The following is a 21,869-nucleotide window of genomic DNA, read 5'->3' on the forward strand; positions in this document are numbered from 1 at the left end:
TCGTGGGCTGTGCTCTTTTTGTTATATTTCCATTATTTATTTTCAGCCAAACGTACCGATGCTTGTTGCTGCACAAGGAACAATCTCCAGAGAAGTGCCGTTGCTCCAACAGCCAGACCGGAGATTAAGCCCACCCAGTACCCAAAGGCTCCAAGTGAGGTATACGTGGCTGTGACATATCCAACCGGCAATCCGATGATCCAATACGCGACAAACGTGATGATCAGGGCTGGATTCACGTCTTTATAACCCCGAAGTGCACCCTGCGTCGGGGTAGCAATCGCATCAGAGATTTGGAAGAAGATGGCGTATATCAGGAAGTGTTGGGTCAAAGCAATAACCTCGCGATCATTGGAATACACCCCCGCAATTTGTTCCCCGAATACCAGTAATACCACAGCTGTCAACAGAGAGAGCCCGATGGCACCTCCGATGCCCAGGAGACTGTATTGTCTAGCGTCTCTCACACGGCCTGCACCGGCCTCATAGCCCACAAGAATCGTGAGGGCCATACATATACTCACCGGCAGCATATACAGCGTAGAGGCGAAATTCAGGGCCGACTGGTGGGCTGCAATCGTAATGGTGTCGAACCGGCTCATTAATAATGTGACTGCTGCAAAGATGGAGGTTTCAAAAAAAGTAGCGAAACCGATAGGGACACCGATCTTGAGCAGCTCTTTCCATTTGCTCAATGAAATTTTGGGCATTTGCCGAAAGATTCCATACTTGGAAAAGGGCTCAACCCGGTGTACAAAAAAGAGGCTGATGAGAAAAATAAGCCAATATGTACTTGCTGTAGCCACACCTGCTCCGACACCTCCCAGTTGGGGAAAGCCCCAGCGTCCAAAGATGAGCAAATAGTTCAGGAAGATGTTTACTGGCAACGAGACCAAAGTGATCATCATGGTGATCCGCGTCTGTCCCAATGCATCCATAAAGCTGCGAAGCACCGTGTAGCCGAAGAGTGGAATAACCCCAAAAGCCAGTGCACAAAGGAAATAGAAAGCGACTTGGCCAACCCGTGGCTCCAGCGGCATGCCGTTCAGAATGGGTTTGAGCAGCATAGTTCCTGCTGCAAGGACGACGATACCTACCGCAACACCGAGGTATAACGCCTGTACAACGCTGCTACCAATCTTGTCGTTGCGCTTCGAACCAAGCAGATGGGAGACAACAGGGGTGATTCCGATCAGAATACCACTAAGGCCTGTCTGCACCGGCATCCACAGACTTGTGCCAATGGCCACACCCGCGAGATCAGCAGGGGAGAATTTGCCTGACATATTGGTATCGAAAAATGACATCGCTGAGAGCGCGATTTGTGTGGTGAAAATGGGTAGAAATATAATCAGGAATTGTTTTACTTTCTGAGAAAAGCTTGTGGTAGTCATGTTCACTGGCGGTGCCTCGCTATTCTTTAAGAGTTATCACTAAACTGTCATATACGGACAGCTATTTATTGTAGTGGATTTTGCCCGATTTGAATAGGGAAGGATCATGTAGTGCGGAAGTTTAAATGGAGAGCAATGAGGCCTGAGGGCCATATTAAAAACCTCGTTCCGTCTCAGACGGAACGAGGTCGTTGGATGAAATGAGAAGAAGAGTGCATTATTTATAGTTTACATCTGGCGTATATCGATTGGAGGCATTCCAGAGCAAATACTCATCCACATCCATGTCTTTCATTGCACGAATTTGGTCCTCCACCTGTTTTTTGCCGTATTTGATATAATGTCCGCTACCCAGCCAACTTGCGGTAAAGTCCTGAATCCACGGGCGAATAACGGGTTTGAGTTCCTTGGTTGGGTCCAGTTTCTTGTGCGTGTCTTCCATCGAGCCTTTAATCGTGGTGTACGGATCTTTATCAGGGTCTTTCACACCATACCAGCCGGTGGAGTAATGACTTGGATAAACCATCGGCGAGATGACATCCACGTTTTCGGATATTTTAACAAAATCCTGTCCAATGCCTTCCGCTGCGGGCACAGAGGCTGCATAGCCGAAGATATCGACTGAGACCCGAACACCAAGCGGAGCAAGTTCTTTACGTGCATACTGTACGAATTCGGCTACGATATCCACTCGGGACTTGTCGGATTTGATGTACTTCAGTTTGTCTGCACGCGTTTCGAAACCTTCCGGGAACCGAACATAATCGAACTGGATTTCCTTGAATCCCAGTTTGGCGGCTTCCTTGGCAATCTCTATATTGTAATCCCAGACTTCCTTGCTGTAGGGATTAACGAAGCTGTCTCCCTTTCCGTTGGCCCATATGGAACCGTCCTTATTGCGGAAAGAGAGCTCCGGATTTTTCTTGGCCAAAATCGTATCCTTGAAGACGACAACACGGGCAATCGGGTAAACCTCATGTTTTTTCAGACGTTTCATCAACGCATTAATATCGCGAATAAAGGGTTGGGATTTGCCCATCTGCTGCAGGGTTTTGTTTTCCGTAGGGAAGGTTATGTATCCGAGATCGTCCTTAATATCAATGACCATGGAATTGAGTTCTGTATCATCCATCAGATCAAGCAATTGTGTCATACGGGCACCACCCGCGCTGTAGGCCGTTACATAAATGCCTTTGACAACAGGTGCGTCGGGTTGTGGGTCAATTTTGGCAGGCGGGTTATCTGCATCAATAACGACCTGATCTTTTTGAGATTGAATGATGGCGGTGGTAAAACTGTTTGTTATTGATTGAAGGGGTTGAGTCCCTTGATCGACTGTAACGGGTACAGTACTAAAGCTTCCCCAGGCCATAGCCAGTAAAGCCCATAACATGTTCATTCATTTTCACTCCCTTATGTGCATTCCATGTTTGAATTATACAATAAAGCCTCTGGGCTTTTAACCATATTCATCAAGTAATGAAACACACATGGAAAAAATGAAAACCGCTTCCTGTTGAGGATAACCTCACAAGAAGCGGCGTGACCAATCGGAAAAAATTATTGAATGTAAATCTCATTTTGATGCTCACAAATACTGTACTGAATGATTTCCATTGCGTCTCCCTGTTCAAGGATGCCCAGCCCATCCCGGAGAACGATCAGTGAGTCGAGCTCATTCGGTTTTAAGAAAGGGAGCATTTCCGGGCACCATCTGTTGACGATTTCAAACAGTTTTACCGTTTCCATATCCACAATAATCACCCTTTCCTACTCGAATTCCAAAATGGTAAGTCATTCGGCGCGAATCGGAAAAGCACATGGTTCTGTGAAATTGAAGGGCACATCCTGCTATACAACATATTTAGGAGCCGTACACCGTTATTATACCACAATGTTTTGAATTGTTAACCGTACATCTGTCTCAACTTCTGCGGAAAGAGCCCATAACACCAACCGTTTCCACAATGTTAACAAAGGCGTTCGGATCTGTTTCCTTGATAATACGTTTGATTTCAACAAGCTCGTAGCGAGTAGTCACTGTCATTAACATGTCCTTTTCGATGTCGGTGTATGCCCCTTGGGTTTTGATTTTGGTAACCCCGCGAGGGCGAATAAGCAATTTTTTTAACATCGCTTCCGTTTCATTCGTAATGATGTACAGTGTTACTTTGACATGGCTGATATGGATCAGATCCAGTACTTTGCCCGTGATGTAGATCGACACCATGGAAGCAAGCGCAATGTTCCAGTTGTTATTCAGATAACCTGCCAGCATGATAATCGAACCATTCATCCCGGCCATCACCGTACCAATCGGGAAGTCGCGATGACGAGTGAAAATGGAACCAACGATGTCGAGTCCGCCCGTTGAGCCACCGACTCTGAAGGATATTCCGGTTCCCAATCCTACAAGCACACCTCCGAAAACGCAGCTTAGAAGGGGGTCTGTAGCCACAACAAAAACAGGCAGAAGCGCAATGAACCAGGAAGTGGCTGCTACCGAGAGAATACTTAATGTAATGAAGCGTCGTCCAAGAATAAACCAACCTGCAACGAGCAGGGGAATGTTAAGAACAAAATACATTATACTAAGATTCAATTTAGTGAAATAACCCAAAAGCATGGAAATACCGGATACCCCGCCGCTAAGAAGCTGATGGGGAACCAAAAACCAATTGAAGCCGCAAGCAATAGCTGCAGCACCCAATACAATCACTGAAAAGTGCCAAATCATTTTGGGCAATTTAATCACCTCATTTATATTTAAAACCAGATTGCTGGTAATCTTGATTTGTTTTGTGATATAATGATTTGTGGATATTCTTGAGTAGGAAACTTTTTCCAAATGGAACGATAAAATTTGAAATGTTTCAAACGCATGTATGTAGTTTTAGTCTTATGTTGGGGACCCATTCACGAATTATGACGGTTTATGAAAATAATTCGACCTGATGGGATAACCTATAAATATTAACGCTACTTAAGAATACAGACAACAAAGTGGATTGTCCACCATGTCCACCATATAGAAGGAGTATGAATAATTTTGACAAATTTAAATTTCACAGACTTCAATCTTGAACCACTGGTGCTTCAAGCGATCACCGAACTTGGTTTTGAAGAGGCAACTCCGATTCAATCCAAATCAATCCCTCTTGCTCTTGAAGGCAGAGACTTGATCGGTCAAGCTCAAACAGGTACTGGTAAAACTGCTGCATTTGGTATTCCATTGATCAGCAAAATCTCCAAAAGCGATGAAAAAATCCGCGCCCTCATTATGGCACCTACGCGTGAACTTGCGATCCAAGTTGCCGAAGAAATCGAAAAACTTACCCGCTTCAAAGGTTTGCGTTCCCTGCCTATTTACGGAGGACAAGATATCGTTCGTCAAATCCGTGCTCTGAAAAGAAAACCACAGATCATCATTGGTACACCAGGACGTCTTCTGGACCATATCAACCGTAAAACAATCAAACTTGATGATGTACAAACTGTTGTATTGGATGAAGCAGATGAAATGCTCGACATGGGTTTCATGGAGGATATTCAATCCATCCTGAAACAAGTTCCGGACGAGCGTCAAACCATGCTGTTCTCAGCTACAATGCCTCCTAACATTCAAAAATTGGCTCAACAATTTTTGAACAACCCTGAGCACGTATCCGTAATCCCTAAACAAGTTAGTGCACCTTTGATTGACCAAGCTTATATCGAAGTGCCTGAGCGTCAAAAATTCGAAGCACTCAGCCGTTTGCTTGATATGGAATCCCCTGAACTGGCGATTGTATTCGGACGTACCAAACGTCGTGTTGACGAGTTGGCTGAAGCGCTGCAAAAACGTGGTTACTCGGCTGACGGACTCCATGGTGACTTGTCTCAAAACCAACGTGACACTGTAATGCGTAAGTTCCGTGACGGCAGCATTGATGTTCTCGTTGCAACAGACGTAGCTGCACGTGGTCTCGACGTATCCGGCGTAACTCACGTTGTGAACTTTGACCTTCCACAAGATCCGGAGAGCTATGTTCACCGTATCGGTCGTACAGGTCGTGCAGGTAAAGAGGGTGCTGCATGGTCTTTCGTTACACCGCGTGAGATCGACCATCTGCACTTTATCGAGCGTGTAACACGTCATCGTATTCCACGTAAACCACTGCCAACAATGGCGGAAGCAGTTGAAGGCAAACAACGCTTGACAGCTGAGCGTCTGCTCGAAATCGTACAATCTGGTGAACTGAACGAATACAAAGGTATCGCGATTCAAATGCTTGAACAATATGATTCTGTTCAACTCTTGTCGGCTGCACTGAAGCTCCTGACGGGCGATAAAAAAGATGCTCAAGTTGATCTGACTCCTGAAGATCCGATCCGTGCGAAGCGTCGCAAACCGGATGTTCGCTCTGGCGGACGTAAACCATCGGGTTACAGCGGAAACCGCAGCAGCGGTAGCGGCGGCGGTGGTTACAACCGTGATCGCAACAGCAGTGGCGGCGGACGTGGTGGCTACAACCGTGATCGTAACAGCAGCAGCGGCAGTGGAAGTGGAAGCAGAGAAGGTGGTTACAACCGTGACCGCAAACCGCGTCCAAGTAACACTGAAGGACGTCGTCCTGCCAAAGATTCTTCTTTCGAATAATATACAAGATTGAATTGGGAAAATGGGGCGGGTGACCGCTCCATTTTTTTATATGCGTATTAACGCATGGAAAGGTTCGGTTTGATCTCTTTTCGGGAAGGGCTGGCTTTTCCTATCTATAATAAGGTATATTAATATTATTAGACTTCAGGTTAGACGCAAGGCTGCGGAGGAGGAGAAATGTTTGGAATTTAAAGGAGCTATGGGTGGGATCTACCGGCTTACAGAGTGGATTACGAGACTGGCCGCAACCAATCTGTTGTGGGCTATTTGTTCGTCTCCGTTCTTGTTTTTCTTGATTATGAAGCTGCTCGTGATGCAGCAGAACCTCGCCAACGAATCACTGCAAATGAACTGGGCTATAGCCATTGTGGCACCGCTTACACTATTCCCGGCCACATCGGCCTTATTTACGGTTGTGCGTAAATGGAATATGGGTGATACGGACGTACCAATCTTCCGTACTTTTTTTGTAGGCTACAAAGAGAATTACAAACAAAGTTTAATTGGGGGCATTTTCTACACCCTGCTGTTCGCCATCATGTATCTGGATTATACAGTCTACATGACACAATTCCGTAATATGCAGCTGGTTGGAATTATTATGCTAGTACTGCTGCTGTTGCTATTTGTCTCGCTCTTTAATTTTTTCTCAATGGTTGTTCATTATCATATGTCCATCGGATTGATTATCAAAAATGCGGTTCTGTTGACGCTGATCAGACCATTCCGTGTATTCTCCACATTGCTGGGAAGCGGGCTGTTGTTCTACATTGGTTTTCGTTATCCGGTCTTGTTCATTTTCTTCATTATTAGTATCATTGCCTGGTTCGCTTTCTTCAACTTCTATGCAACGTTCAACAAGATGCAGGAACAGATGGAGAAGATGCAACTGAAGAAGGAAGAAGAGGAAGCTGCAAAAGCTGCAGAACAGGCGGATGGCTCAGTTGAGACGATTGAAGCTGTTGAACAAGCTGAACCGAAATCATCTGACGAAAAACACGATAATCTTCACAAATAAAACATGAACGGGCACCATTTACTTTTTACACAGTTAGGGATATAATAATTGTACATCCTGCGATGTACGTTTCGGTTATTCGTTGTTTTGAACCAATGATGATGTCTTCGGGAGATCAATACAGAATGTTGCTGAAACGCCCTGTCTATATGACATGGGGACTTCAAAAAACATTTTTGCGGCCACCCACCTGCTAAGCAGGTTCATAAGACAATGTAGCCGGACGGCATAGGCGGGTTCCTTTTTTATCATGTACAGCACCCTGACTTTTCCTCTAATCCAGGAATGTTGGGGTGCTTTTTAGTTGGATTTTTTGTTGAGTTGACTGTATTTTTGTTAAAAGTGCTGCATACCCTTTTGTTACTACAAGAACAATGTTACACTAGACTACATAAATGGAACGGTTACATTCAAAAGGAGGAAGGGTCTTGACCTTAAAGAGAACGCTCGTCGGTATCATCCGCAGCATGGAGGGAACCAGCGATCGAGCCAAGGATCCCAAATTAAAAACGCGATATTATAACTTATCCAAAGACAGAGCCTGGGAAGAAGTGTCTTCGACACTAAAAAAAATTCCGGGTTATAAAGTGTTGCATGAAGTACCTTCTGTAGGAGAGGTTATACTGGAGAAGCGGACTACCTTTGGACGGACGATGGATATTACGGTTTCTATTATATCGGTAAGTCCTGTACGTAGTGCGGTCGATATGTATTCGGCTTCACGTGGTTCACTCGGAGACCTGGGTTCCAATTATCGCACGATCATGAACTTGTTCTCCGTACTGGATAAGAAGCTGAGTAAGTATAAGTCCAATGATTGAAATAGATGGCTGCATAACAAAAAGCGAGAGAAGGTGAGCCTTCCTCGCTTTTGTTCTGAACGTAGGGTTACCTTCTACAGCAAAGCTTTGACAGCAGCAATGGCTTGTTCGAAGTTAGGGGAGTCTGTCATTTCAGGCAGATATTCCACGTATGTAATTCGATCTTCGGTATCAAGCACAAAGATGGAGCGCATGTCCAATTGGAATTCTTTGATCAGAACACCATAGTCTTCACCGAATGAACGTGTTTTGTAATCGGAAAGGGTTACAACGCGATCGACTCCAGCTGCTCCGCACCAACGTGCTTGTGCAAATGGAAGGTCAACGCTGACTGTCAATACGACAACATTGTCACCAAGGTCGCCAGCTTCAACATTGAAGCGACGGGTTTGGGCATCGCATACGCCTGTGTCCAATGAAGGAACAACGCTGATTAATTTGATTTTACCTGCGAAGTCTTTCAGTGATGCATCTTCAACCAGATTTTTACTCAATGTAAAATCGGGTGCTTGATCGCCCACTTTCAACTCGGGTCCGATCAATGTAATAGGGTTGCCTTTAAATGTGGCTGCGCCTGTACGTTCTTGTGCCATAATAATGTTCCTCCTTATAAGTTGGTGATCCGTGCCAAAATCCATTATAATCTTTTATGAAAGGCATTGTCCAATTCGGGCGAAGGATCATTAGAGTGGATCGGACTGATAGGCCGATCTGAACAGGGTGGAGTGAAAGCAGAAACGTATGATATTTATAAGGTATGAGAACTGGAAAAGTTATTTGAAATTTTTCCCTTTGACGTCGATTCTTTTAATTGCCAATGTTGTTATGTTTATCGTGTTAAGTTTTAATGGTGGTTCGACAAACAGTATGACCTTGCTTAAATTTGGGGCACTTACAAATCACGAGTTATTCGCAGGAGAATGGTGGCGTTACATTACGTCCATGTTTTTGCACGCTGGCTTCAGTCATTTGTTATTTAACAGCTTTGCGCTCATTGTATTTGCACCCCCGATGGAACGATTGCTTGGAACAGTTAGATATGGAGTGCTGTACCTGGGTGGAGGCGTTCTGGGAAACATTTTGGCTGTAGCATGGTATAACTCAGGGGGAGTGCCTACCATTTCCGTTGGTGCTTCAGGAGCAATTTATGCGATATATGGCGCATTTCTGTATGTAGCCTTGTTCCAGCGGACGATGATGGATGAGGCGTCGCGTAAAACATTGTACACATTGCTCGTATTCGGAATTATTTTTTCGTTTGCCATGTCGGGCATCAACTGGATGGCTCATTTGGGCGGATTGTTAGGTGGTTTCTTCATTTATGGACTTCTCATCCGGTTATGGAAACCTCGAAGCTTTAAGCGGTAGCAGGAATGGTCTGAAGACGGAATATGCAGCAATCAAGGATAAGTAGGGTATAGCAGATTGGAGAGATCAGGGGCAGTGGAATTAAGACAGTTGCATTACTTTTTGAAAGTGGCTCAGAAGGAGCATGTTACGCAGGCGGCGGAGGAATTGCACGTGGCGCAGTCTGCGGTGAGTCGTCAGATTCATCAGCTGGAGGAAGAACTGGGAGTGGACCTCTTTATGCAAAAAGGGAGAAATCTGCAGTTGACCGCAGTGGGGCAGCTCTTTTGTAAACGAATCGAAGGTATATTGAAAGATCTGGACAAGGCAGTTGGGGAAGTTCATGAGTTCCTCGATCCGGAACATGGTGAAATCCGTATCGGTTTTCCTCACAGTCTTGGTATTCACTTGATTCCTTCGGTTGTAGCAGCGTTCCGTCAGCGTTATCCTAACGTGAAATTCAGATTCAAGCAAGGCATGTACCCGACGCTCATTCGTGATGTGTTATCGGCTGAAGTGGACTTGGCGTTTATATCTCCGTTTCCGGAAAAGCACGACCAGGTGGGTGGTGACATTGTCCTCACGGAAGAACTGCATGCAATCCTTCCTCCGAATCATCCATTGGCCGGTGAAGAGAGTATTGCGCTGGAACAACTTAAAGATGATAAGTTTGTTTTATTCAGTAAAGGCTACTCTCTGCGTCCGATTGTTTGGCATGCGTGTCTCGAAGCTGGGTTTACGCCTAAGATTGCTTTTGAGGGTGAAGAAACGGATACTATTCGCGGATTGGTTGCGGCTGGCATGGGTGTGAGTTTACTGCCGGAAATGGCACTTTTCCAGACAAATCCGCTGCAACCGGCGCATGTGGCCATTTCTCATCCAAAAGTGACACGTACGATTGGGTTAATCCACCGTGCGGACGATAAGCTCCCGCTTGTTGCGCAGTCGTTTCGTTCATTCTTGCTTAATTATTTTGGTTTACAGCAAAACAATACCCCATCCGAGTAACGGTGGGGTATTGTTTTTGTTTGTTTTCAGTTAGTCACGACTATTGAAAATTCCGATGTAACGAATCAGTTCCAGTAACGAGATTAATGCTGCGGCAACATAGGTCAATGCTGCGGCATTGAGCACTTTGGCGACGCCTCTCTCTTCTTCATTCCGGATATAACCTTCCGATACCATAATTTCTCTTGCGCGGTTACTTGCATTGAACTCAACCGGCAACGTAATGAGTTGGAATGCAACGGTTACGGAGAAGAAAATGATACCAATACCGACCAGGTTCATTGCATTAAAGATAAATCCGGCAATGAGCAAGAAAGGAGCGAGCCCGGAAGCGAAGTTAACAATCGGGAAAATCCGGTGACGCAGTGCCAACATTGGATAACTTTCCTTGTGCTGGATTGCATGGCCAACTTCGTGGCACGCAACCGAGACGGCGGAAATTGAGTTTTCATAATATACAGGTTCAGATAACCTCACAACCCGATTAATCGGATCATAGTGATCGGAGAGAGCTCCGCGCACGGGTTCAATGGGAACATCATGCAATCCATTGGAGTCGAGCATGTGACGGGCTGCATCGTAACCGGTCATTCCATTCAGGTTTTTGACATCAGACCAACGGTTGAATGTACTTTTAACGCGAAATTGCGCCCATAAAGAGAGCAAAAAGGCGATAATGATCAAAACGAACATACCGTTATTAAAACTCATATTCATACCTCCGCTTTCTGATAATAAGCTACATCATGGTGTTCTCAAGCAAGATTTTCAGTGCTTCCATCGTACCGGCGCTCTTGGTAAGGAGTCCTGCCATCATTTTACGTGCTTGTACAGGTTTCATCTCGCCAAGCAGCGGTTTGAGTTCGTTCACTTCGCGCTCAAGCTGTTGTACATGAAGCTCTAATGTTGTCAGCTTGCTGGCAACCTGTTCTTCTGTACTCACCAGACTCCACTTCTCAAGAGAATGTTTAATCTCGTCGAGACTATATTTCTCTTGTTTCATCTGTACAATACGTTCAAGCCTGGTTAAAGTTTCATTACTATAGAGACGATAGTTTTTTTGTGTACGCTCTTCAGGGGCAATAAGTCCAAGCTTCGTATAATAATCAATCGTCCGCTCGCTCACACCTGCGGTTTTGGCAAGTTCGCCAATCCGAAACAGCTTCATATCCCCAATGGTATTCACCTCGCTTGCAAGTTCAAATGTAGGGAATTGCAGATTTTATCTGCGGTTGTGCACCTTCTGCCCAATTTCTAACTAATAGTAATGATACATGATTTTTAACCGTACAGTCAAACGTTATGCTTTGGTGAGTTGTATACAGCATTTCTATATCTATGTACTCATTCCATATGATTATGTACTTATGTGCAAGAAAAAGACGCATGACTTTATTCCCAGAAATATTTTTCAGTTTTGATGAAAATACTCTTGTCAACTTTCCTGTCTTCTGCTTATAATGACATTAAGAGTTTCACGATATGTGAAGAAACTTAACATAAGAGGGAGTGGGGTATATGAGAAAGAAATGGATGGTGTCGGTGTTAATAATGCTTACGTTACTGGCTTTCCCAGTCAGCGCATTTGCAGCTGCGGAGGGGCCGACTAATATCGAACTCCAAAGCGGTCTGAACTCAGCTTTTACGTTTCTGGCTGTAGTGCTGGTTTTCCTGATGCAAGGGGGATTTGCTTTACTTGAAGCAGGTTCGACTCGTATGAAAAATGCAGGACATATTGCAGGTAAAACGATCCTGACATTGGGGATTTCGGTTATTGCCTTCTGGGCTTTGGGCTTCGGTCTTGGCTTCGGTAATGGTAACAGTTTCTTCGGAACAACCGGATTCTTCCTGAGTGGTGACGGAATGGCTGCTTCCTTCGAATCATTGGCCTTCTCGGATGTCCCACTCACGATCAAATTTGTATTCCATCTCGCCTTTGCAGCGGTATCTCTGGCGATTGCCTGCGGTGGTATGGCAGAACGTGCAAAGATGAGTGTATATATTGTGTTCGGTACGCTATATACCATTATAATGTATCCGGTTGTTGCTCACTGGGTATGGGGCGGCGGCTGGTTGGCTGAACTGGGCATGCAAGACTTTGCAGGTTCGACGGTTGTCCACTTGACAGGTGCGACTGCAGCCTTGGTAGCTACCATTCTGTTGAAACCGCGTATCGGTAAATATAACAAGGATGGTAAACCTAACATCATTCCAGGTCACAACCAAGTTTATTCCGTACTGGGTGTAATCATCCTCTGGATCGGTTGGTTCGGCTTCAACCCAGGTAGTACATTGTCTGCGATGGGAGACGGATTCTTCGGTTATGTCGCATTGACTACAAATGTGGCTGCAGCTGCTGGTGGTGTTGCTGCACTGTTGATTTCATGGGCTGTATTGGGTAAATCCGATATCCCTAGCATGCTGAATGGTGTGCTTGCGGCACTCGTTGCCATTACAGGTGCTTGTGCTTTCGTTGAACCATGGGCAGCTCTGGTCATTGGTGCTCTGGCAGGTGTTATCACATTCTTCACAGCTCAATTCTTTGAGCGTAAAGGAATCGACGATCCAATCTATGCTTTCTCTGTACACGGTATTGCAGGTATGTGGGGAGCGATCTCCACAGGTTTGTTCGCAACACCGGAACTTGCTGAGAATGCAGGCGTAGGTCAAGCGGGCCTGTTCTACGGAGGCGGTTTCCACCAACTGGGCGTTCAGCTTCTGGGTCTGGCAGGCGCATTTGCCTTCGTACTGGTCATGTCCTTCATTATTCTCGGTGGTATGAAAGCTATCATGGGAATCCGTGTTACGGAAGAAGAGGAAACGATGGGTCTGGATTTAAGTGAGCATGGTACTTACGGGTACCCTGAACAAATGAAAAATGGTGAAACGAAATCCAATAGCGGTACGTTCAGCTCCTAAGAGGAATGATTGCTGAATCATGCTTCAAGGAGGTTGGACATGATGGAACCCATCCCGTATATAAATCAATCCTGGACCTATCAGGGAATAGATGGTGCGGCATCTACTCAAGAACTGCGGCAGGCGCGTGTGAACTTGCAGAATGAGCTTCAGGAATGGTTGTCCGCTTCCTTGTCGCCGATGGAATGGTACCAGACGGTAAATGAATTGCATGACCGGATTGCCCGGCGAGCAGTAGAGTTATGCATCCAGGGGATGGTAGAGGAAGGCCTAGGCCGGCCTCCCGTCCCCTATGCCTTTATCGTTTTTGGCAGTTCTGGCAGGGAAGAAGCGACATTATGGAGCGATCAGGACAATGGCATGATTATTAGTGATATCCCACATGAGGGAAAAGAACCCTATTTTGCCGAACTCGGACTTCGAATGACCGATACGCTTGAGGAACTCGGTTATGCCAAATGTGAAGGCAAGGTGATGTGTTCTGAGTCACTGTGGAGGAAAACGCTGCAAGCATGGAAACAACAACTGAAAGAGTGGGGCTCGGATCTGTCATGGGAGCCGGTTCGGAATCTGATTATTGCTTCTGACATGCGTTTTGTTGCAGGAGAAGAAGATTTGGCACACGAATGGATTACAGCTTTTTATGAAGGATTCAGATCCGTTCCTGAACTTTCGGATGCTGTGCTGCGCAATACTGTTAAACATAAGGCGACGCTGAACATCCTTGGAAGAGTGGTGACTGAGCGATTCGGTGAGCATGCAGGCGGATTTGATGTCAAATATGGCTTGTATATCCCGCTGGTGAACAGTGCGCGTTTTCTGGCATTGCAGCATGGGATCAAAGAAACCTCTACGCTTAAACGAATCCAGAGGTTGGTTTCACTCGAAGCCGTGCCGTTGACTTTACTGGATGCTACACAGCGTGCATTTATGACAGCTTTGAAGCTGCGATGCAGTACACCGGTTGTGATCAAGAAAGGGTTGCAGCAGAGCGGTGGTTTCCTGAATGAGAAACAATTGAAGGAAAAACAGATGCTTTATGAACTCCGGAATACGTTAGGGTTGGTGCGGCGAGTGCATCGTGCGCTGCAAAGACAACTTCGTTTTGCAGAAAGGAGACGTCCATGAGAGAGCCGGCAAGGGGCAATACAGGATTCTGGAATTCGCTGCGCCAGGGAGGGGTTCCTTCCGCCATCGCTTCCATAATGGGAGCCCCTACGGCGCAACATATGGCGTTTATCCGTTCGATGATGAGAGAACAACGCAGACCCGAGGTGCTGCACACACCCTTGAATGAATTGAATGCCGTCGTATTTGATTTGGAAACGACAGGTTTCTCTCCCCAACATGGGGATGAGATCCTTTCCTTTGGAGCGGTGCGGATCAGTGGCGGTGTTGTGCTGGAGAAAGAGCAATTCTATACGTTGGTTCAGTCCAAGGCTGTCGTTCCGGAACACATTACCGAACTAACGGGAATTACACAGCAAATGACACTGGAAGCGCCCTCGTTACTGGAAGGTTTGCATGATTTCATGTCTTTTGTAGGTGGGAGTGTGCTGGTGGCTCATGCAAGTGCGCATGACCGGGCCTTTCTGAATGCGGCTTTATGGCGGACGTCCAAAGTAAGGCTTACGCATCGGCTCATCGATACGATGATGCTGGCACGTTGGCTCGAACCGAGCAGACCGGGGTATGGTCTGGATGAGTTGCTGGAATCCAGAGGCATACCAATCTATGGAAGGCACCATGCCTTGGAAGATGCAAAGATGACGGCACAGTTATGGTCCTGTTATCTGGAGGACATGACTCGTAAAAATGTAAATACATTGGGGGATCTGTATACCCAGTTAAGTCACGCATAGCTGAACGGGATGTAGGTTGTATGCTGCGATTGGTTTCGATTCACTGGATCGATCGTTACCTGTGTGAATCTGATAACCGTTCAGCATCATCTGTGGTTGTGTTTCAGGTGTAAGCTTGGGTGAACCTATAAGATATGCCTGAAGTAATCCGGCGAACATCGGAAGACTACGCAGATCTTCGATGGAAGGTACGGGAGCGGTACGGGGGTGGGAATGAAAGAGTCCGATAAGCTGCGGCTCATTGAATACACACCGAATCCATTCTGCATCTTCCAGTGAGAAATGGTGCAGCGGGTCAGGCGCTACGTTACGAATGGGCTGAAACCGACTGATTCGTATGCCGCCCGCTGCAGCTTCACCCAGCACAACCCCGCAGGCTTCCATTGGCAGTGAAGCGAACATATGCTTAGACATCTCTTGCTCTACGGAGTGGGGGATGTAGAGGCGGTTCTGCTGCCCGTGAAGTGCTGCCATTTGTATTCACCCCTCTCTCTTTGGCTCCTGCTTCGGCAGGAGTCCTTTTTTTTGATAATAACAGGAAATTAGGATACACTCCAAACCAATGTGGTGTTCCTGATACTGGAGTTGCAGCTTGCTTATAAACGCAGTATGGCTTCTTTGTGGTACGCCGATAGAGTTTTCCCATTTTATTTTGTTCCAGATTGTAAAATTTTAAGGGAAAGGGGTACAATATGAAAGGAGGGATTGAACATTTCGCATGTACGAGCGTGAGTCTCCATATGCTGATCATACAAAAGGGTGGCTGGTCATGAAACGAAACATATACATACTGCTGGGTGTTGTACTGCTTGTTGGCATTGCAATGGCTCAAAATGCAGATAACGGCATTGCAGCCGTGTTTAAGCAAGAAGAACCGATGCCCACAGAGACCGGACCCAAAGCTGGACTATTGGCACCGGCATTTTCATTGAGGGCAATGGATGGCAAAACCTATACGGCAGGTGGCGCTAAAGAAAAGGCCATATTCGTCAGTTTTTGGGCTTCCTGGTGTGAACCGTGCAAGCAGGAAGCACCTGCGCTCAACACATTGGCAGCAAAATACAAGGATAAACTGGATCTTTACGGTGTAAATGTAACGAAGTACGATAAAATCAGGGACGCCAAAGCTTTTGTGGATGAATACAAACTGACGTTCCCTATTTTATTGGATGAGGACGGAACAGCGTATGCCAAGTATAACGGTATAGCTTTTCCGACAAATGTATTGATTGATTCCAGAGGTGTCGTTCAGGAAATCATTCTTGGGATTTTACCTGAGGAGGAGCTTGAGCGCAAAATCAAGGATTTAATTGCGGATTAACCAAATGAGACCCAAAAGCGCCTGTCTCCGAATGTTTTTTGGAGACAGGCGCTTTTTTTATTTTCCGGGAAATATGCATTAGTGGTTGCTTAGTCCGTGAGCAGGAACATGGACTACACCAGGCTCGTCCTGCAATTTTTCCTGAAGAAGGGCATAACGGAAACTGTGTACAAGGGCTTCCCAGCTCGCTTCAATAACGTTCTCGGATACGCCGACCGTATTCCACGTATTCTCCGTGTTTTTGGACTCGATTAGTACACGTACTTTCGCGGCGGTAGCATCCTTTTCATCCAACACACGTACTTTGTAGTCAGAGAGATGCATATTGGCAAGTGAAGGGAAGTATTGCACAAGCGCTTTACGAAGTGCATTATCCAAAGCGTTGACCGGACCATTACCTTCAGCTGCTGTATATGCGCTTGTTCCACCAACGTTAAGTTTTACAAAAGCTTCCGAAACAACAGACTTGCCAGCCGCTTTTTCAACAAGCATTTTGAACGATTCAAAGGTAAACAATTCTTTCATGTCACCGTTGGCTTCACGAATCAACAATTCAAGGGAGGCGTCCGCTCCTTCAAACTGATAACCCTGATGTTCCAAATCTTTGATTTTCTCAATAATCTGACGTGAGTTGGCACTGCTCGGATCGAATTCGAGACCCAGTTCCTGTGCTTTGGACACAATGTTGCTCTGTCCCGCCAGTTCGGAGACGAGTACACGCTGCTTGTTACCAACAAGCTCAGGTACGATATGCTCGTAAGTTCTGGAATCACGCAAAATGGCAGAGACGTGAATGCCGCCCTTGTGGGCAAAAGCTGCGTTGCCCACATAAGGCTGATTGATTGGCATGTTTACGTTGGCAATCTCACTGACATAACGGGCAACATTCGTGAGCTGTCTCATCGAATCCTCAGACACGCATTCATACCCAAGTTTCAGTTGCAAATTAGGGATAATGGAAGCCAGATTGGCATTGCCACATCTCTCTCCATAACCGTTCATTGTACCTTGAACCTGTCTGGCCCCGGCTTGTACTGCGCTTAAAGTATTGGCGACAGCAAGCTCGCAGTCATTATGTGTATGAATACCTAATTGAGCCTGGGGCAGACGTTCCGCGACTGTGGATACGATCTCATGAACTTCATGTGGCATCGTTCCACCGTTCGTATCACACATGACAAGCCAGTCCGCTCCGGCTTCATGGGCTTTGGTTAATACGGCTTGTGCGTATTCCGGGTTGTGCTTGAATCCGTCGAAGAAATGCTCTGCATCAAAGATTACTTCCATGCCGTTTTGTTTGAGATAGGCAATGGAGTCGTAGATCATGGACAGGTTTTCTTCCAAAGTGGTTTGCAAAGCTGTGTGTACATGGAAATCCCATGATTTCCCAACGAGAGTTGCTGCCTGCGCACCAGATTCAATCATGCGTTTCAAGTTGGCGTCTTCACTCGCGCTGCTGCCTTTGCGACGTGTACTGCCAAAAGCGACAATTTTGGCGTTCAGGTTTAATTCCTTGACTCTTTTGAAAAACTCAATGTCCTTGGTGTTACTGCCTGGAATCCCGCCTTCAATATAATGAACACCGAGGTCATCGAGCTTCTTGGCAATTTTGAGCTTGTCATCTGCCGATAAGCTGACTCCCTCCCCTTGTGTGCCGTCACGTAAAGTTGTATCGAAGATGGAGATGGCCTTTGACATGAAGATCCTCCTTTAAGATGAAGCGCTTTTTTGGAAAGTTAGTTGGTGTGTTTGAAAAAACGATTGAACATGTTGGTGACGAATCCTTCGATTCTGTAACGCTACACTGTATTAAATTCAAAGTGTAGATTTGTCCTAAAATCGTGAATTTGTATAATGAATTATTATAGCACCATTATGGCCAAATGCTACATCGAATTCACTGCTGCGTGTAACAAATGCTGGATCATGGATTGAATTCCGATATAAACGGGGCTGTGTAATATGTTATGCTTCATCTATATGTATCTATTCCGGGCCTGAATGAGAGTTTGCATCATTCCTTTGAAAATGGGGGGAGAGAATGAGCTTTGTGTGGGAGAATATAATTATTTCGTTCATTTTGATCGCCATTTTCGTCATTGCTATATGGGCTGTTATTCGATTGATTGTTAAATCTCTCCGAAAATAAGGGAGTGTGCATGATTTTTACATAAGGGATTTTGATATAATAGATAAAAGAGTACGTTTTAAGGGATAGTGTATACGAAAGGACGGTGGTGGACATGTCTTCAGACCAAACGCATAACAACATCAATGTAGATCGATATTATCCTGCCGCCGGACGAGTGATTTTGCATGTCGATATGAATGCTTTTTATTGCTCTGTACATGAAGCCGAGGAACCGGAATTATATAGAGGAAAAGCGACGGCGGTTGCTGGCAGCAGTGAAGTGCGCAAAGGTGTCATTGTCACTTGTTCGTACACGGCTCGAAGCAGGGGCATATCCACAGGCATGGTTGTTCATCAAGCGTTGAAGAAGTGTCCTGACTTAATTGTGATTCGTCCGGATTTTCATCTGTATCGAAAGTATTCGAGAGAATTCATGAAAATAGCCTACAGTTATACGCCGCTGCTCGAAGCGACCTCCATCGATGAATGTTACCTCGATATTACAGGCTCCAGACAGTTCGGTACGCCGCTGGAAATTGCGGAGAGTATTCAGAACAGAATCCGGGACGAACTGGGGTTGCCTTGTTCCATCGGAATTGCACCCAATAAGCTGCTGGCCAAGATGGCCTCTGATTTAAAGAAACCGAACGGCATTTCGATTTTGCGGATGAGAGATGTGCCAGAGATTTTGTGGAAGAGACCTTGTAACGAGATGTTCGGAATTGGCAAGAAGACAGCCGAAAAGCTGAAGAAGCTGGGGATTGAAACGATCGGGCAATTGGCCAAATCAGACGAGCGGATGTTAACGGATGTATTTGGAATCAATGGCTCCTGGCTGAAAAATTCAGCTAATGGCATTAATCATTCGGAAGTTCAGGCTGAACGTGAAGCGAACAAATCGATTGGACATACAACCACACTGCCTGCGGACATATCTGAAATGCATGATGTACACCGGGTCTTGCTGAATATAAGTGACCAGGTTGCCAGACGACTGCGCAAGCACGAAATGCTCAGTCAGGGCATTCAGATTACGATTCGTACACCAGATATGAAGACGATTACCAGATCACGGATGCTGGAAGTGCCTACCGAAGATGCGTCGATTATATATCGGGAAGCCTGTGCTTTGTTTGCAAAGCATTGGGGCGGGGGCAAGCCGGTTCGTATGCTGGGCGTTACCCTGCAAACCCTAATTCCACGCGAGGAATCGGCGGTACAGCTTGATCTGTTCGAATATGAACAGAAACCCAAAAAGGAAAATCTGATTCGTATTATGGATCAGTTGCGAGACAAATTTGGTGAGAATGCAGTCGTTACAGCTGGTATGCTGGGGGATGATCCTTCCGTGTTACTTCGCAATCACAAAGTTCGGGGGACCTCTCTGCAAAAAGATAATTTGCAAAGTCTCGATTAAATAGGGCATAATGAAGTCTTGAGGTTGTAAAATAATTTGTAATAACTTTTACTTTGTATTAATATGTTCCTAGATAAAAATACTGTGCGTTCTTGAATAATAGGAGGAGAGATTGGTAATGAGTAAATATACTTGGGTTGAAAAGGATACATGTATTGCGTGCGGAGCTTGCGGAGCTACGGCACCTGACATTTATGACTATGATGATGAAGGTTTGGCAGAAGTGATTTTCGATGGGGATGCCAACCAAGGGATCAAAGCAATTCCAGACGACTTGTTCGACGATATGCAGGATGCTTGCGACGGCTGCCCTACAGACTCCATTAAAGTAGCGGATGAACCTTTCAACAAAGAAGGCTAATTCCTTTTATATGAAAAGCACATTCTTCTGTCATTGCGGCAGCGGGATGTGCTTTTTTGTCGAATGTTGTGGGATTGATCCGGGTACTCAAGTCCTATGGATTTCTTGTCTTCATTTGCCGATATATAGAGAAACGGAAAAAAAGGCGAAATGATGGAGGATCGGATGCAAAATACTCATCTAAGAACATATGTAAAGAAACATCCCGATAATAAAATGGCATGGTATTTGCTTGGTAAGGAGTATTTGGGTGAAGGACAGGAGGCCAAGGCGAACTATTGTTTTCAGCAGGCGGGTGAAGTCTACGAGGCTTTCGAGCGAAGCAAGGCACCGGCAGATATATGGGTAGATTATCAGGAAAAGCTAGTCGAGATGGCGGAGCAAAAGGAGAAGAAACACCGTGTTCGCAAAATGTGGCTGACCCTCTTGATGCTGCTTGTCCTCGCAGGGTTACCGCCTGCCGATGCTCCGGGTTTCAACCGTGATGCAGCGGATGCTCTGGCTTCGGCGTTGGAATCTACGGATGAAGCCACGGAGAACGGATCAGGAAATAGCGGGGGAGATTCGACTCCTGTTACGGATTCCAATGTGTTTACTGCGGGTTCATTTGGTAGAGGTGACCAGGGCGAAGCAGCACTTGCAGCAGCGTGGTCTGGCTCGGGTTCGAACGTGCAGACATCGGCAGTGCTCGAAATGCAAGTCGCGGGTAACTGGTCATTATGGAAGCGTAATATGCCTGTAAAATACATCGTTCAGACAAACCACAGTGGTAAATTAACTGCACAGAGTTATGATGCCAAGCAGTGTAACTGTGAACCACCGACCCTATCACCGGAGATCAAGCGACTGGCATATGTATGGACAGCCAAACAGGAATCAGCGGCAGCTCTGTCGAGTGCAATCATTACATATAAAAAACAAAAAGGAACCTGGCCCAAAAGCGTAGGGCAGCTTGCACAGCCGTTTCCAAACAATATTCTGGGAGAGACTGCTCCAGGCATGACCCAGATGTTTCCGACACTATTAGCGATGCATCAACAAGAGGGGAAGGGAAAAGGGGAAAATACAGCTGCTGGAACAACAGGTGTGAATTCAGACCCGCCGTCAGGAAAAAATGCTGCGTTTATGGATACTTTAGGCGGACAGCCTTTTTTGGAAGATCGGCTTGAGATTATCGTCGACAAGAGCGAACATAAACTTGCGCTGATTAGTGGCAACACCATTATTCGGAATTACGAGGTGGGGCTTGGTGGAGATCGTACTCCAGAGGGCTCATTTGTGATTTCAGACAAGGTTGTGAATCCAAATGGTCGTTCCAATGGCGAGTTTGGGAGTAGAGGGATGCAGCTCTCTGATACGAACTATGCCATCCATGGGACCAACGAGCCGAACAGTATTGGGCTGGATGAATCCCTTGGATGTGTGAGAATGAGTACTGAAGATGTGGAAGAACTGTTTGCTCTCGCTCCTCAGGGAACTCCGGTACGCATCGGTAAAGATCTGCTGCCAGAAACAACGCTTGTTCCGGAAGCGAAGGATCGCTACCGGAATACACTTGTTCCCAAGCAAAATAATCCGAATAAAACGTATCACTGGTTGAATTAGACGGAAAAGAAGTGATCCGGGCC

The 21,869-nt window shown here is 45.9% G+C and carries 21 protein-coding genes and 1 other RNA gene; 13 read left to right on the top strand and 9 right to left on the bottom strand.

Annotation, left to right across the window (positions count from 1 at the left end; genetic code table 11):
* Nucleotides 1–32 precede the first annotated feature (32 nt).
* The 4 genes from ACFTRD_RS06270 to ACFTRD_RS06285 all read right to left on the bottom strand — a co-directional run bounded on the left by ACFTRD_RS06270 (nt 33) and on the right by ACFTRD_RS06285 (nt 4,131).
* Nucleotides 33–1,394 (bottom strand): MATE family efflux transporter, encoded by a 1,362-nt coding sequence (locus tag ACFTRD_RS06270; RefSeq protein ID WP_379381205.1) that lies wholly within the window; start codon nt 1,392–1,394, stop codon nt 33–35.
* A gap of 217 nt (nt 1,395–1,611) precedes the next feature.
* Complete coding sequence (locus tag ACFTRD_RS06275; RefSeq protein WP_379378180.1) at nt 1,612–2,793, bottom strand: putative glycoside hydrolase; 1,182 nt, start codon at nt 2,791–2,793, stop codon at nt 1,612–1,614.
* A gap of 161 nt (nt 2,794–2,954) precedes the next feature.
* Nucleotides 2,955–3,143, bottom strand: a complete 189-nt coding sequence (locus ACFTRD_RS06280) for a hypothetical protein (RefSeq protein ID WP_029880762.1) — start codon at nt 3,141–3,143, stop codon at nt 2,955–2,957.
* A gap of 175 nt (nt 3,144–3,318) precedes the next feature.
* On the bottom strand, nt 3,319–4,131 hold the full coding sequence (locus ACFTRD_RS06285; RefSeq protein ID WP_379381208.1) for a YitT family protein: 813 nt from the start codon (nt 4,129–4,131) through the stop codon (nt 3,319–3,321).
* 312 nt (nt 4,132–4,443) lie between these two features.
* Between ACFTRD_RS06285 and cshA the strand changes: the two genes are divergently transcribed.
* The 4 genes from cshA (at nt 4,444) to ACFTRD_RS06305 (ending at nt 7,875) form a co-directional block, all read left to right on the top strand.
* Nucleotides 4,444–6,033, top strand: a complete 1,590-nt coding sequence (gene cshA, locus ACFTRD_RS06290; protein WP_379378181.1) for a degradosome RNA helicase CshA — start codon at nt 4,444–4,446, stop codon at nt 6,031–6,033.
* A gap of 184 nt (nt 6,034–6,217) precedes the next feature.
* A complete protein-coding gene (locus tag ACFTRD_RS06295) occupies nt 6,218–7,054 on the top strand; it encodes a YesL family protein (protein WP_379378182.1) in 837 nt (278 codons plus the stop codon).
* Nucleotides 7,055–7,105: 51 nt separating this feature from the next.
* Nucleotides 7,106–7,297, top strand: a non-coding RNA gene (gene ssrS, locus ACFTRD_RS06300) — 6S RNA.
* A 185-nt stretch (nt 7,298–7,482) separates the two neighbouring features.
* Nucleotides 7,483–7,875 carry a DUF1499 domain-containing protein gene (locus ACFTRD_RS06305; RefSeq protein ID WP_024629239.1) on the top strand — a complete coding sequence of 131 codons (393 nt, stop codon included), beginning with the start codon at nt 7,483–7,485 and terminating at the stop codon, nt 7,873–7,875.
* Between the two features lie 74 nt (nt 7,876–7,949).
* On the opposite strand, the gene tpx is transcribed toward ACFTRD_RS06305, so the two are convergent.
* Nucleotides 7,950–8,468, bottom strand: a complete 519-nt coding sequence (tpx, locus tag ACFTRD_RS06310) for a thiol peroxidase (protein ID WP_192265959.1) — start codon at nt 8,466–8,468, stop codon at nt 7,950–7,952.
* A 148-nt stretch (nt 8,469–8,616) separates the two neighbouring features.
* On the opposite strand from tpx, the gene ACFTRD_RS06315 reads away from it, so the two are divergent.
* Both ACFTRD_RS06315 and gltC read left to right on the top strand, forming a co-directional pair.
* Entirely contained in the window at nt 8,617–9,243 is a 627-nt protein-coding gene (locus tag ACFTRD_RS06315; RefSeq protein WP_379378183.1) for a rhomboid family intramembrane serine protease, read from the top strand.
* 75 nt (nt 9,244–9,318) lie between these two features.
* The gene (gene gltC, locus ACFTRD_RS06320) at nt 9,319–10,230 is read left to right on the top strand and encodes a glutamate biosynthesis transcriptional regulator GltC (RefSeq protein WP_379378184.1); all 912 of its coding nucleotides are present in this window, start codon (nt 9,319–9,321) and stop codon (nt 10,228–10,230) included.
* A 30-nt stretch (nt 10,231–10,260) separates the two neighbouring features.
* Here the strand turns inward: gltC and ACFTRD_RS06325 are convergent, their stop codons facing one another.
* Entirely contained in the window at nt 10,261–10,941 is a 681-nt protein-coding gene (locus ACFTRD_RS06325; protein WP_062322116.1) for a zinc metallopeptidase, read from the bottom strand.
* Nucleotides 10,942–10,969: 28 nt separating this feature from the next.
* A complete protein-coding gene (locus tag ACFTRD_RS06330) occupies nt 10,970–11,398 on the bottom strand; it encodes a MerR family transcriptional regulator (protein WP_062322299.1) in 429 nt (142 codons plus the stop codon).
* A 350-nt stretch (nt 11,399–11,748) separates the two neighbouring features.
* On the opposite strand from ACFTRD_RS06330, the gene ACFTRD_RS06335 reads away from it, so the two are divergent.
* Genes ACFTRD_RS06335 through ACFTRD_RS06345 form a run of 3 tightly spaced genes read left to right on the top strand, consistent with a single transcriptional unit; the run spans nt 11,749 to nt 15,011 of the window.
* On the top strand, nt 11,749–13,149 hold the full coding sequence (locus tag ACFTRD_RS06335) for an ammonium transporter (protein WP_379378185.1): 1,401 nt from the start codon (nt 11,749–11,751) through the stop codon (nt 13,147–13,149).
* Between the two features lie 33 nt (nt 13,150–13,182).
* On the top strand, nt 13,183–14,277 hold the full coding sequence (locus tag ACFTRD_RS06340; protein WP_379378186.1) for a DUF294 nucleotidyltransferase-like domain-containing protein: 1,095 nt from the start codon (nt 13,183–13,185) through the stop codon (nt 14,275–14,277).
* Nucleotides 14,274–15,011 (top strand): exonuclease domain-containing protein, encoded by a 738-nt coding sequence (locus ACFTRD_RS06345; protein WP_379378187.1) that lies wholly within the window; start codon nt 14,274–14,276, stop codon nt 15,009–15,011. Before ACFTRD_RS06340 ends, ACFTRD_RS06345 begins: the two co-directional genes overlap by 4 nt.
* On the opposite strand, the gene ACFTRD_RS06350 is transcribed toward ACFTRD_RS06345, so the two are convergent.
* The gene (locus tag ACFTRD_RS06350; protein WP_379378188.1) at nt 14,997–15,485 is read right to left on the bottom strand and encodes a M67 family metallopeptidase; all 489 of its coding nucleotides are present in this window, start codon (nt 15,483–15,485) and stop codon (nt 14,997–14,999) included. The two genes, ACFTRD_RS06345 and ACFTRD_RS06350, sit on opposite strands and share 15 nt — an antisense overlap.
* A gap of 295 nt (nt 15,486–15,780) precedes the next feature.
* On the opposite strand from ACFTRD_RS06350, the gene ACFTRD_RS06355 reads away from it, so the two are divergent.
* Entirely contained in the window at nt 15,781–16,332 is a 552-nt protein-coding gene (locus tag ACFTRD_RS06355) for a TlpA family protein disulfide reductase (RefSeq protein ID WP_379378189.1), read from the top strand.
* A gap of 78 nt (nt 16,333–16,410) precedes the next feature.
* On the opposite strand, the gene cimA is transcribed toward ACFTRD_RS06355, so the two are convergent.
* Complete coding sequence (cimA, locus tag ACFTRD_RS06360; protein WP_379378190.1) at nt 16,411–18,030, bottom strand: citramalate synthase; 1,620 nt, start codon at nt 18,028–18,030, stop codon at nt 16,411–16,413.
* Nucleotides 18,031–18,575: 545 nt separating this feature from the next.
* On the opposite strand from cimA, the gene ACFTRD_RS06365 reads away from it, so the two are divergent.
* The 3 genes from ACFTRD_RS06365 (at nt 18,576) to ACFTRD_RS06375 (ending at nt 21,846) form a co-directional block, all read left to right on the top strand.
* Nucleotides 18,576–19,880, top strand: coding sequence for a DNA polymerase IV (locus ACFTRD_RS06365; RefSeq protein ID WP_379378191.1), 1,305 nt, complete (start codon nt 18,576–18,578; stop codon nt 19,878–19,880).
* A gap of 118 nt (nt 19,881–19,998) precedes the next feature.
* On the top strand, nt 19,999–20,241 hold the full coding sequence (locus ACFTRD_RS06370; protein ID WP_062322102.1) for a ferredoxin: 243 nt from the start codon (nt 19,999–20,001) through the stop codon (nt 20,239–20,241).
* Between the two features lie 165 nt (nt 20,242–20,406).
* On the top strand, nt 20,407–21,846 hold the full coding sequence (locus ACFTRD_RS06375; RefSeq protein ID WP_379378192.1) for a L,D-transpeptidase family protein: 1,440 nt from the start codon (nt 20,407–20,409) through the stop codon (nt 21,844–21,846).
* The last annotated feature ends 23 nt before the right edge of the window (nt 21,847–21,869 follow it).

The organism is Paenibacillus sp. NPDC056933 (assembly GCF_042674385.1).
Classification (GTDB): Bacteria; Bacillota; Bacilli; order Paenibacillales; family Paenibacillaceae; genus Paenibacillus.